The organism is Vibrio sp. T9 (genome assembly GCF_003123985.1).
Taxonomy (GTDB): domain Bacteria; phylum Pseudomonadota; class Gammaproteobacteria; order Enterobacterales; family Vibrionaceae; genus Vibrio; species Vibrio diabolicus.
Genome location: NZ_NIGY01000001.1, coordinates 120,258 through 132,660, shown reverse-complemented (window position 1 = coordinate 132,660; position 12,403 = coordinate 120,258). Strand labels below are relative to the sequence as shown.

Annotated in this window: 11 protein-coding genes; 10 read left to right on the top strand and 1 reads right to left on the bottom strand. The window is 46.3% G+C overall.

Annotated elements, in window-relative coordinates; translation table 11 throughout:
- Window positions 1-9 precede the first annotated feature (9 nt).
- Window positions 10-1,602 (top strand): ABC-F family ATPase, encoded by a 1,593-nt coding sequence (locus tag CBX98_RS00590; RefSeq protein ID WP_017634911.1) that lies wholly within the window; start codon window positions 10-12, stop codon window positions 1,600-1,602.
- Window positions 1,603-1,964: 362 nt separating this feature from the next.
- On the opposite strand, the gene CBX98_RS00585 is transcribed toward CBX98_RS00590, so the two are convergent.
- Window positions 1,965-2,798, bottom strand: a complete 834-nt coding sequence (locus CBX98_RS00585) for a formate dehydrogenase accessory sulfurtransferase FdhD (protein WP_109168350.1) — start codon at window positions 2,796-2,798, stop codon at window positions 1,965-1,967.
- A gap of 325 nt (window positions 2,799-3,123) precedes the next feature.
- On the opposite strand from CBX98_RS00585, the gene CBX98_RS00580 reads away from it, so the two are divergent.
- From CBX98_RS00580 to CBX98_RS00540, 9 genes are all read left to right on the top strand, one after another.
- Window positions 3,124-3,591, top strand: coding sequence for a DUF3305 domain-containing protein (locus CBX98_RS00580; RefSeq protein ID WP_025499918.1), 468 nt, complete (start codon window positions 3,124-3,126; stop codon window positions 3,589-3,591).
- On the top strand, window positions 3,581-4,210 hold the full coding sequence (locus CBX98_RS00575) for a DUF3306 domain-containing protein (protein ID WP_109168349.1): 630 nt from the start codon (window positions 3,581-3,583) through the stop codon (window positions 4,208-4,210). Before CBX98_RS00580 ends, CBX98_RS00575 begins: the two co-directional genes overlap by 11 nt.
- Window positions 4,211-4,518: 308 nt before the next feature.
- A complete protein-coding gene (locus CBX98_RS00570) occupies window positions 4,519-6,180 on the top strand; it encodes a 4Fe-4S dicluster domain-containing protein (protein ID WP_109168348.1) in 1,662 nt (553 codons plus the stop codon).
- A gap of 9 nt (window positions 6,181-6,189) precedes the next feature.
- Window positions 6,190-6,816: a molecular chaperone gene (locus CBX98_RS00565; protein ID WP_005495048.1), complete on the top strand. Its 627-nt coding sequence runs from the start codon at window positions 6,190-6,192 to the stop codon at window positions 6,814-6,816.
- Window positions 6,817-6,889: 73 nt separating this feature from the next.
- Window positions 6,890-7,090 (top strand): twin-arginine translocation signal domain-containing protein, encoded by a 201-nt coding sequence (locus CBX98_RS00560; RefSeq protein ID WP_005396171.1) that lies wholly within the window; start codon window positions 6,890-6,892, stop codon window positions 7,088-7,090.
- Window positions 7,091-7,100: 10 nt separating this feature from the next.
- Complete coding sequence (locus CBX98_RS00555; protein ID WP_109168347.1) at window positions 7,101-9,956, top strand: formate dehydrogenase subunit alpha; 2,856 nt, start codon at window positions 7,101-7,103, stop codon at window positions 9,954-9,956.
- 11 nt (window positions 9,957-9,967) lie between these two features.
- Complete coding sequence (gene fdh3B / locus CBX98_RS00550; protein WP_005377536.1) at window positions 9,968-10,576, top strand: formate dehydrogenase FDH3 subunit beta; 609 nt, start codon at window positions 9,968-9,970, stop codon at window positions 10,574-10,576.
- A gap of 14 nt (window positions 10,577-10,590) precedes the next feature.
- Complete coding sequence (locus CBX98_RS00545) at window positions 10,591-11,643, top strand: formate dehydrogenase subunit gamma (protein ID WP_047008778.1); 1,053 nt, start codon at window positions 10,591-10,593, stop codon at window positions 11,641-11,643.
- Window positions 11,627-12,043 (top strand): membrane protein, encoded by a 417-nt coding sequence (locus tag CBX98_RS00540; protein WP_012841836.1) that lies wholly within the window; start codon window positions 11,627-11,629, stop codon window positions 12,041-12,043. Before CBX98_RS00545 ends, CBX98_RS00540 begins: the two co-directional genes overlap by 17 nt.
- Window positions 12,044-12,403: the final 360 nt, after the last annotated feature.

Genomic DNA, 12,403 nt, shown 5'->3' with positions numbered 1-12,403 from the left:
GTAAAGGTTTTGATCTCCACAGCGAATATTACTCAACAATTCGGCGCTAAGCCGCTATTCGAAAACATTTCAGTTAAGTTCGGCGAAGGTAATCGCTACGGCTTAATTGGAGCTAACGGTTGTGGTAAATCAACCTTTATGAAGATCCTCAGCGGCGAGCTTGAGCAAACCAGCGGTAACGTGAGTTACGATCCAAACGAGCGCGTTGCAAAACTAAACCAGGACCAGTTCGCTTACGAAGAATTTACGGTAATCGATACCGTTATCATGGGCCATAAAGAACTATGGGAAGTGAAGAAAGAGCGTGACCGTATCTACTCACTTGCTGAGATGAGCGAAGAAGACGGCATGAAAGTGGCTGACTTAGAAGTTCAGTTTGCTGAAATGGACGGCTACATGGCAGAAGCCAAAGCGGGCGAGCTTCTTCTTGCGGTGGGTATTCCAATGGAGCAGCACTTCGGCCTAATGAGTGAAGTGGCGCCGGGCTGGAAACTTCGTGTGCTTCTAGCGCAAGTTCTATTCGCAGACCCAGACGTTATGCTGCTTGACGAACCTACCAACAACTTGGACATGGATACGATCCGTTGGTTGGAAGACACGCTAAATGCGCGTAACTGCACCATGATCATCATCTCGCACGACCGCCACTTCCTAAACTCAGTATGTACGCACATGGCTGACTTGGATTACGGTGAACTACGTGTGTACCCAGGTAACTACGATGAGTACATGACAGCAGCTTCTCAAGCTCGTGAACGTCTATTAAACGACAATGCGAAGAAGAAAGCACAAATTGCAGAGCTACAAACGTTCGTTGCACGTTTCTCAGCAAACGCATCGAAAGCAAAACAAGCGACATCTCGTGCGAAGCAAATCGACAAGATCAAACTGGATGAAGTTAAAGCGTCTAGCCGTCAAAACCCATTCATTCGTTTCGAACAGTCGAAAGAGCTGTTCCGTAACGCTCTGATTGTTGAAAACCTAAGCCAAGGTTTCGAAGAGGACTTGTTCTCAGACTTCAATGCAATTTTTGAAGTGGGTGAGCGCGTTGCGATCATCGGTGAAAACGGTGTGGGTAAAACAACACTTCTAAACACGCTTGCTGGTGTGCTTGAACCGCGTGCAGGTGAGTACAAATGGTCTGAAAACTCAAATATCGGTTACTACGCGCAAGACCACGCGCATGACTTTGCAGAAGACATGAACCTAACGGATTGGATGGGTCAATGGCGTCAAGAAGGTGATGACGAGCAAGTCGTTCGTGGTTTCCTTGGTCGTATGCTGTTTGGTCAAGACGACATTAAGAAGTCAGTAAAAGTACTGTCTGGTGGTGAGCAAGGTCGTATGTTGCTTGGTAAGCTGATGATGCACAAGCCAAACATGCTGCTAATGGACGAACCAACCAACCACATGGACATGGAATCGATTGAATCTTTGAACACCGCGCTTGAGCAATACAAAGGCACGTTGTTCTTCGTCTCTCACGACCGTGTATTCGTAGACTCGCTAGCAACGCGTATTATCGAAATCCGCGATGGCAAGATCACGGACTTCAAAGGCACGTACTCTGAGTTCCTAAAATCTCGTGGCGTTGACGCGTAATTACTCGCAAAGCGTTTAAAAAGCAAAAGCCTCGCTATTTAGCGAGGCTTTTTTAATTGGTCTTAATCCTTAAACTGACCGGTTATATACGCATATATGCCGACGACACCAAATGTAATGATCATTGAGAGCATGATGCCACTGGGCGTGAGCAAAAAATTCCACAGTTGGTCATTGTCCATAGTTCACATCCTTTGTGAATGAGCTGTAGTTAGCATCAATTAAAGCAAGCGTTGTTATTGCTACAACACATGTTGCTATTTCTGACTTATATCGTTTAATTAAGCCTTCATAACGTGATGATTTACTTATCCCAATTGTTATAAGTTTACACGAATCGACGGTTTTGTATTATTTTCTCGTTAACGAGATGCACTTTCACCTTTCACATCAAACTCAATCTTGTCGGCTCCGGTAAATACTTGGAAGCGTAAACCTTTTGCTCGCGCAATGGTCGTAATGCCAAATTGTTTCGCAAGATCTAACCCCATTTGAGTAACGCCAGAGCGAGAAAGCAGAACAGGAATGCCCATTTGGGCCACTTTAATCACCATCTCTGAAGTAAGGCGACCAGTTGTGTAGAAAATTTTATCTTCACCTGTTTCTTCTTTGAGCCACATCTCACCTGCAAGCGTATCCACTGCGTTGTGACGGCCGACATCTTCCACAAATGACAATACCTCATTGCCTTTGCAAACCGCACAGCCATGCACCGCGCCCGCTTTTTTGTAGGTGTCGTTGTAATGAGTCAACGCTTCTAGTGCGGAGTAGATTTCTGATTGCTTAATCGGAACTTGAGGCACTTGGTAGTTCTCAAGTTGTTTCATCACATTGCCATACATGGTGCCTTGACCACAGCCAGATGTGACGGTTTTCTTTTTCAGAGCGCCTTCTAAATGTTCGGTATTTTCTTTAGTAATCACTGCTGCGGAATGCGTTTCCCAGTCAATAATGACGGATTCAATCGCTGCTGGATCGGACAGGAAGCTTTGGTTTTTCAAATAACCTAGTACTAACGCTTCTGGACGCGAACCTAGCGTCATGAGCGTGACTACTTCTTTCCAGTTCAGCATGACCGTAAGAGGGCGCTCGCACGCGATTTGCTTTGTCAGTTTTTCGCCGTACTCGTCGTACACGTCGACTTCAATGGTTTGCAGGGGATTTTCACTGGTTTTAATAATATTTGGTTTCAGCACAGTCGTGTCCTAGTGATTAAGAGCGTTAGGTTGCTACGCATTTAGCTTGCTAAGTGGTTAGCAAAGCAAATCTCGTTCCAAAATAGCGGTTCCCACAAAAATTGCGAGGTTTTATGTCAACAATGCATTAAAACTGCGAGTTCGCAGTAATGACACATCAGTACATTTGAGTTTCGGCTAGTTTGGTACTTATAGCCAGAGGACATGAATAGGCTAAGCTTTATCAGTGTGGCTCGTTTATTGCTTATAAGTCAATAAAATGGTCGAAAGTAAGGTCAAAGTGTCCTGATTGCTTTCAGACCAAAATAGAAAAACTGGGTGAGTTATGTCGGATAAGAAAGATTTCGAGAACAATTACTACGAGAAGACCGAAGACGCATGGCCAATTGGCGTAGAGCTTGTTGAGCATGAGATCAGTACAGGGATTTGGGTAACAACCCAATGGCAGTTGACGGGGTTTGCGCTAAATCCGACGGAAGAGACTCCCGATGTTTGTCTGTTGCAATTACATAAAGACGAGCGTACAGACTACCGCTTTAACTTAAGCTCTCAGCAACCTAAACTTTTTTTAGTGATGGATAACGTCGAGTCTGGTGAAAAACCAGCGATACAGTTACTAACGGCTTCACAATCTGTCGCGGCGCAATATATGGATGGCGACAACCTTGTACTATCCAACGATATGCCGTTAGCCGTTCAGGCTTGGATGGAAGCCTTTATTGGTCGCCACGGTGAGTTGTTAGAAGTAAGACGTAAGAAACGCAAAGGAGCGGGCAGAGCGAATGGCAACTAGTTTTTTAAGCCGTTGGTCGAAACGTAAATTAGAAGAATCTTCCCAACATGACGAAAAGATCACGCCGATAGCAAAGACGGAGCAATCCGAAGATAGTGTCACAGCGCTTTCAAACGCTGACGAAAGCTCAGACGCTTTGAACGTCAATGAGGTTAGTCAGGCTCCAGAGATTACCGCGAGTGTAGAGGCTGAAAAGCCCGAAGAAATGTCTGTGGCGCAACTGCTGGTTTCTGAAGCTTCAGAAAGTGTTAAGAAAGCCGCGCTGCGCAAAATGTTCTTGTCCGAAGAATTTAACGTGCGTGATGGCCTAGACGATTACGATGATGATTACAGTAACTTAAAGTCACTTTCTAAAGACGTCGCAGAGACGCTGCGTGATTGGGTTAAAGAAAAAGTGGAAGAAGAACCAGACGCTGAAACGGCGCAAGGATCTGAACTTAACGCTGACGATATCGCATCTGAGGTGGTTGAAGACTCAGAACTAAACGCCGAAAAAAGTGCCGGAATTACCCAAGATGAAAATGAACTGTATATAAATACAGCATCTGGTGAAAGTGATACTTTTGCTGAGGAATCACCGCCTAACGAGGTGAGACAAAATATACCACACAAAGAATAGGTACATTTTGACTAAACACTCAATGAACCGGCTGGGACAAAATGTCTCAACCGGTTTTTTTATCCCTACTATTTGTCGGTAAAATATATAAGTGATTGAATTTTAATTGATATTTTATTGGCATGACATTTGCTATTTGTTGCTCAATACCAATCTGGTTGAAGTTAGCACGGACGCACTGCGTAGTATTCATCGCCTATAGATGGCGGAATAAGAATGCTCATTGATAAGTTAATCAGCAGAATCTCCGGCGCTAACTACACTAAGAGATGGAAAAGACTATCCATGTTCATAAATGGAATTGAGCAATGCTGAAACAATTATTAGAACAAGCAACTTCCAATAACGGTAAAGCGAGGCTGTACGCTTTCGAAAATACCGTAGAGTTGACCAATCTTATTCCACCAACCGTAAGCTATGAAAGCGGCGGTAATACTTTGATTGTGGGCCCAACGGCAATCATCGAAAGTGCGGCAGCGCAATTGTCGCAAATGAACAGCCTAACGCTGCTTTCTACCGATGGCGAAAAGGGCACAAATCCCGAGCTTTATTACGCCAATTCGGTTCAGGTTTCAGGGTTCTTAGGTACGTTTGAAGTTCTGATTGAAAATCATGGTTCGACCAACAATCTTGCCAAGGTCGCGATCAATAGCGATTGTTTCGATATCGTACTCGATCTTTGCCTTAACAGCTGCATGTCGGAAGAAGTCCCAGTACCGGGCTACTACCCAGTAGGTCGTGGCTATCCGAAACTGGCTGAAGCGTTGGAAGAGATTCCAACTTTAATGGGGACGTTCGATAAACCGAAATTCTTCCGTTTAGATACCGATTTATGTGCACACAGCTCTCGTGGCGTAAAAGGTTGCGAACGTTGTGTGGATGCTTGTCCGGCAGGGGCACTATCGAGTGAAGGCAGCGACAAAACGGGCCATCGCATCGAGATCAACCCATACCTATGTCAAGGCGTCGGTACTTGTGCTACAGCGTGTCCGACAGAAGCGATTCATTACGCACTGCCAAACCCTGAAGATACGCAAAAGTTTATTGAACGTACGCTCGCCAACTATGAGCAAGCGGGTGGTTTAGAGCCTATCGTATTGATTTGCAGTTCTCGCCACGAGAGCTACAACGTGATGGCACTAAAAGCACTGCCAGATAATGTGATTCCAATTGTGGTGGAAGAACTGCCTTCGGTTGGTATTGATACTTGGTTCGCTGCGCTTGTGAACGGTGCCACTCAGGTGCTGTTTGCGGCTTCGCGTTTTATGCCTCAAACAATTATTCGTGTGCTTAATAGCGAAGTAGGTATTGCTCAAGAGTTGCTCGACCAGCTTGGTATCGCCAAAGAAACCATCGACATTCTGTATCTAGAATCACTACGTGAAGGTGCTCCGACACTTTGTACCGAGTCTTTTGATTTGGCATTAGGTGATTTGCAAGGTAACAAACGTCAGCGTCTATTTACGGCGTTGGATGCGTTGTCATCATCGCGTATTCCAGTTGAGAACATTGTTGAACTGCCAGCAAACGCACCTTACGGCACGGTCTCTTGTGAAAGCAAAGATTGTACGTTGTGTATGAGCTGTGTGGCGGTGTGTCCAACGCGTGCATTGCATACGGACGGCCAATCTCCGTCGCTTAAATTCGTCGAGCAAGACTGCATTCAATGTGGGCTGTGCGAGAAAGCGTGTCCAGAGAAAGTGCTGACGCTTATTCCTCGTATGAACTGGGTGAAAGAAGAACGCCAGAAAGCGGTTGTGATTCATGAAGAAAAGGCAGCCGAGTGCATTCGCTGTCACAAGCCTTTTGCTCCGCAATCGATGATCGACATGCTGCAAAACAAGCTTCGTGGTCATTCTCATTTCTCTGATGAAGCTGCCATTAATCGCATCGCCATGTGTGAAGACTGTCGTGTGATCGACATGTTTGAATCGATGGCTGCTGATCCAATGAATCAATTGAAATACTAGGAGCTCGCAGTGGATACACAACAAGAACAAACACTGAGAACAGACATTTATCTCGTTCTATCCGCACTTTTTCGTAGTGCGCCAAGTGATGAAATGCTGGCGTTCTTGAAATCGCTAGAAATTGAACCGTCTGAGAGCGCGATGCAAAAAGCTTGGCTCGCACTGCAACAAGCCGCGAACGAAGCGCAGCGAGAAGCGTTAGAAGAAGAATATCAAGATCTGTTTATTGGCATTGGACGTGGTGAAGTTGTGCCATTCGGGTCTTGGCATCGCACTGGCTCGATGATGGAAAAACCGTTAGCAGAAATTCGTCGCGATTTGGATCTTTTAGGCATCGAACGAGAAGAGAACGTGAAAGAGCCTGAAGACCATATTTCTGCACTGTGCGAAGTGATGGCAATGCTGACGGGTGAAGAGGAAGAACTTCAACAAGCGGTGTTTAACAAACACATCGCCCCTTGGTTCCAATCTTTTACGCGCCAACTAGAGAACGCCGAAAGCGTGAACTTCTACAAGCCAGCTGCGCAGCTTTGCGATGCGTTTTTAACGCTAGAGCAAGTGCGCTTTAGCGTGAACACCAAAAGCAGTAAGAGCAAATTAAAAATTGATGTGAAAAACGTCACTGATTACGAGTAATCGAGCAGTACTTGGTCATATCGATAGAGAGGCATGAGTCTCCAAAGATCTACCGTAAGGTAAGGAAGCAATGATGAAAGATAATAAAGAAATAAACACAAGCCGTAGGGATCTCCTAAAAGGCTTCACAACCGCTGCCGTTGCTGGTGCTGTTGTTGCGGGAACCACGAAAGTGGCCGTTGCTTCAGAAACGGTTGAGCCTTCTGAAAAAGACGTGAAGAAAAAAGGGTATCGTGAAACTCAACACATTCGCGATTACTACGACACACTTTAGGAGATAACGGATGAAACTTGTCAAACGCTCCGACAGTGTGAGCAAAGAAACGAACCAGCTTGGCGTATCTCGTCGTGCATTCATGAAAAACACTTCGCTTGCCGCTGGTGGCGCAGTGGTTGGTGCTAGTCTATTCGCACCGGGAATGATGAAAAAAGCGCAAGCAAAATCAGTCGATCCAGAAGCGAAAACAGAAGTAAAACGTACTATCTGTTCTCACTGTTCAGTGGGTTGTGGTATTTACGCAGAAGTTCAAAATGGTGTTTGGACGGGTCAAGAGCCTGCATTCGACCACCCATTTAACGCCGGTGGTCACTGTGCAAAAGGCGCCGCACTGCGTGAACATGGTCACGGTGAGCGCCGCCTTAAATACCCAATGAAGCTTGAAAACGGTAAGTGGAAAAAGCTTTCTTGGGATCAAGCGATCGAAGAAATCGGTAACAAGGTGATGGACATCCGCAAAGAGTCTGGCCCTGATTCGGTTTACTTCTTGGGAAGCGCAAAGCACAGCAACGAACAAGCGTACTTGTTCCGCAAAATGGCATCACTTTGGGGCACTAACAACGTTGACCACCAAGCGCGTATTTGTCACTCAACAACCGTGGCGGGTGTAGCGAACACTTGGGGTTACGGTGCGATGACCAACTCTTTCAATGACATGCACAACTGTAAGTCGATGCTGTTCATTGGTTCAAACCCAGCTGAAGCACACCCAGTAGCGATGCAGCACATTCTGATCGCGAAAGAGAAGAACAACTGTAAGATCGTCGTAGCGGATCCTCGTCGTACACGTACGGCAGCAAAATCGGATCACTATGTCTCACTTCGTCCTGGTTCTGACGTAGCATTCATTTGGGGTGTGTTGTGGCACATCTTCGAAAACCAATGGGAAGATAAAGAGTTCATCCGTCAACGTGTATTCGGTATGGATGAAATCCGTGCTGAAGTAGCGAAGTGGACGCCAGCAGAAGTTGAGCGTGTAACAGGCGTAAGCGAAGAAGACGTTTACCAAACAGCAAAACTGCTTTCTGAAAATCGCCCGGGCTGTATTGTTTGGTGTATGGGTGGTACTCAGCATACTACTGGTAACAACAACACACGTGCTTACTGTGTGCTTGAGCTAGCGCTTGGTAACATTGGTAAATCAGGCGGCGGCGCAAACATCTTCCGTGGTCACGATAACGTACAAGGCGCAACCGACCTTGGCGTACTTTCTGACACGCTACCGGGCTACTACGGCCTTTCTGAAGGTGCTTGGCGTCACTGGTCAAAAGTGTGGGAAATCGATTACGAATGGATTAAAGGTCGTTTCGATGACAACGCTTATAGCGGTCAGAAACCAATGCACAGTGCAGGTATCCCAGTATCTCGTTGGGTTGATGGTGTATTGGAAAACAAAGACAACATTCGTCAACGCGAAAACATCCGTGCAATGTTCTACTGGGGACACGCAGTGAACTCTCAAACACGTGGTGTTGAGATGAAAAAAGCGATGCAGAAGCTGGACATGATGGTGATTGTGGACCCATACCCAACTGTTGCTGCGGTAATGAACGACCGTACCGACGGCGTTTACCTGCTTCCTGCAACAACGCAGTTTGAAACATACGGCAGTGTTACCGCTTCTAACCGCTCTCTACAATGGCGTGATCAGGTGATTGAACCTTTGTTCGAATCAAAACCAGACCACGAAATCATGTACCTGCTTTCGAAGAAACTGGGTTATTCAGATCTTCTGTTCAAAAACATCCGTGTTGAAAACAACCAGCCGGTGATTGAAGACCTAACGCGTGAATTCAACAAAGGTATGTGGACGATTGGTTACACAGGCCAAAGCCCAGAGCGTTTGAAAGCGCACCAACAAAACTGGCATACGTTCCACAAAACCACGTTGGAAGCGGAAGGTGGCCCTGTCAACGGTGAAACCTACGGTCTACCTTGGCCATGTTGGGGTACACCGGAAATGAAACACCCAGGTACACACATTCTGTACGATACGTCTAAGACGGTTGCAGAAGGTGGCGGTAACTTCCGTACGCGCTTTGGTGTGGAATTCGAAGGCAAGAGCCTTCTTGCAGAAGACAGCTACTCGAAAGGCTGTGAAATCAAAGATGGTTACCCAGAGTTCACTGACAAGTTATTGAAACAACTTGGTTGGTGGGACGATCTAACTGCTGAAGAGAAAGCGGCAGCAGAGGGTAAAAACTGGAAGACTGACCTTTCTGGCGGTATTCAGCGTGTCGCGATCAAGCACGGTTGTATTCCATTTGGTAACGCGAAGGCGCGTGCGATTGTTTGGACGTTCCCAGACCGCGTACCACTGCATCGTGAACCACTGTACACACCACGTCGTGACCTTGTAACGGATTACCCAACTTGGGACGACAAAGATGCAATCTTCCGTGTTCCTACGTTGTATAAATCAATTCAAGAGCAACACAAATCGGGCGAGTACCCAATCGTTCTGACTTCAGGTCGTCTGGTTGAATACGAAGGTGGCGGTGAAGAGACGCGTTCAAACCCTTGGCTTGCCGAGCTTCAACAAGAAATGTTTGTTGAAGTGAACCCGAAAGACGCGAACGATCTTGGCTTCAGAGATGGTGATGATGTTTGGGTTGAAGGTGCAGAGAAGGGACGAATCAAGGTGAAAGCGATGGTAACACGCCGTGTGAAACCTGGCTTGGCGTTCATTCCGTTCCACTTTGGCGGTAAGTTCGAAGGTGAAGACCTACGTCCTAAATACCCAGAAGGTACACAGCCTTACGTTGTTGGCGAATCGGCCAACACGGCAACCACTTACGGTTACGACCCGGTTACCTTGATGCAGGAAACCAAAGTAACCCTATGTAACATTCGTAAAGCGTAAGGAGTCTGACAATGGCACGAATGAAATTTCTATGTGACACCAAACGCTGTATCGAGTGTAACGGCTGTGTTACTGCATGTAAGAACGAAAACGACGATGCTCTTGAATGGGGCATTCAACGTCGCCGCGTGGTAACACTGAACGACGGTGAAGCTGGTGAAAACTCCATCTCTGTTGCTTGTATGCACTGTACCGATGCGCCTTGTATGGCAGTTTGCCCAGCAGACTGTTTCGAGCATACCGAAGACGGCATCGTACTTCACAATAAAGATCTGTGTATCGGTTGTGGTTACTGTTTGTTTGCTTGTCCGTTTGGCGCACCTCAGTTCCCTAAACAAGAAGCGTTTGGTGAACGTGGCAAAATGGATAAATGTACTTTCTGTGCGGGCGGCCCTGAAACAGAGCCTGGCTCTGAGGAAGAGCGCCAAAAATACGGTGCGAACCGTATCGCAGAAGGCAAGTTACCAATGTGTGCATCGCTTTGTTCAACCAAAGCGCTGCTTGCGGGTGACGCAGAGAAAGTCTCTGACATTTTCCGTCAACGTGTGGTAGAGCGCGGCGCGAAAAACGCAGGTTGGACAGACGGAAACGATCTTTCTTACGATGCGACGAAAAGCTAAGTAAGGAGAGGCACATGTTAAACACGCTTAAACGTGCGTCTCTAGCAATGCTGTCAATGATGACAGCATTGCTGCTGACTTTCGCAATGCCTGCTTCAGCAGAGGAACAATCTTCTAAAGTTATTCAACAGGAGATCACGCAACTCGCCGGGGCAGACTATTGGCGCGAGGTCAGAGAGGGGCAAGAGGGCTATACCACGTCTCAATCGCCAGAACATGGCGTATTGATCAGTAAACCTGGTGAGACTTGGTACATTCTAAAAGAGAAATGGATGTCTCCAGCGGGTGCTGTCGCGATTTTCGGCAGTATTGCAATGGTAATCATGGCTTACGTACTCGTTGGCCCTTTAATGCTTAGCAAGCCGCGTACTGGCAGAAAGATGAAACGTTGGTCTCGTTTAGACCGCGCGCTTCACTGGAGTATGGCGTTTACATTCTTAACGTTGGCATTCAGTGGTTTGATGCTGGTTTACGGTAAGCACTTCTTAAAACCGTACGTTCCTACTGAGTTCTGGGGCTTTATCGTCATGTTGGCGAAGCAGTACCACAATTACATGGGACCATTGTTCTTCATTTTGCTGATGCTCGTGCTCTTTAAATGGTGGCGCAAGTCGATTCCAAACATGACTGATGTTCGTTGGTTCATGAAAATGGGCGGTATGGTTGGTAAACACAAAGGCACACATCCGTCAGCTGGTTTCTCAAACGGTGGTGAGAAGGCAATCTATTGGTTATTGATCTTCTTTGGTGCTATCGCGGCAGTGAGTGGCTTAGTTCTGGACTTTCCTATCTTTGGCCAAACTCGCCGTGACATGGAGCTTTCTAACTTAGTTCACGCGATTTCGGCACTGATTCTAATCTGTGGCTTTATCTTCCACATCTATATTGGTCTATTCGGTATGGAAGGTGCGCTAGAAGGCATGGTTACAGGTGAAGTTGATGAAACATGGGCGAAAGAGCATCACGATCTTTGGTATGAAGAAGTGAAATCCAAAGAAGCGATGGGCGAAACAGATACGGCACAAACGGAAGCAAAAGGAGCGAAAGCGAATGAACAAACCTCATAACGGGATTTGGGTTGCGTACATCCTGAGCTGTCTGACCCCGTTTACGTTTCTGATCTCAGGCGTTATCGCAATTATCTATGCTGGTTACCGATTAGATAAGGGAGAAGACAGCGACGTAGTGATTTCTCATTACTACGGTTTAATTCGTACCTTCTTTCTCTACCTGACGTTTTTTGTTGTGTTGATCGTCACCGTCGCGACTTCTAATGGTGTACTCGTTGGCGTGAGTGATTATTGGTTGCATAGTACTTTGCTTGAAACCATCGCTTACTTTATTCCTTGGGTAGGGATGGTGTTTGCTGCATTAGCCATCTTGGTGTGGTTTATGCGAATGTTTCAAGGGATGCAGCAACTGCGCAATAACCAACCACACAGACCATCGACAGGTCCAAACCTTTAATCAGTATTCTTTAAGCAAAACCGCCGTAATAGGCGGTTTTTTTGTTGCTGTCATGTCTCAAATATGAAGCGCTGAGTCCCACAGGTGATACTTGATGCAACTTATTGAGTGAATTTACGTAACTGGGCAGAAAATCATAGTTAAGTGAGAAACATGTAAAAAAATCGCGTCGCGATGAGACATTAGTCTCACTCACGCTATTGTTCATTTACTCAGGATTCATCGTCCCGTTAAAGTACGCTGCGCTCAGAAACTCAAAGAGTTGCATACGTGAAAATTGCCATCAATACATTCAGTCTACGCATACAGAGGAATCTCTATCGGAGGATGTTTGATTAAGGCATCTTGCTCTCACAAATA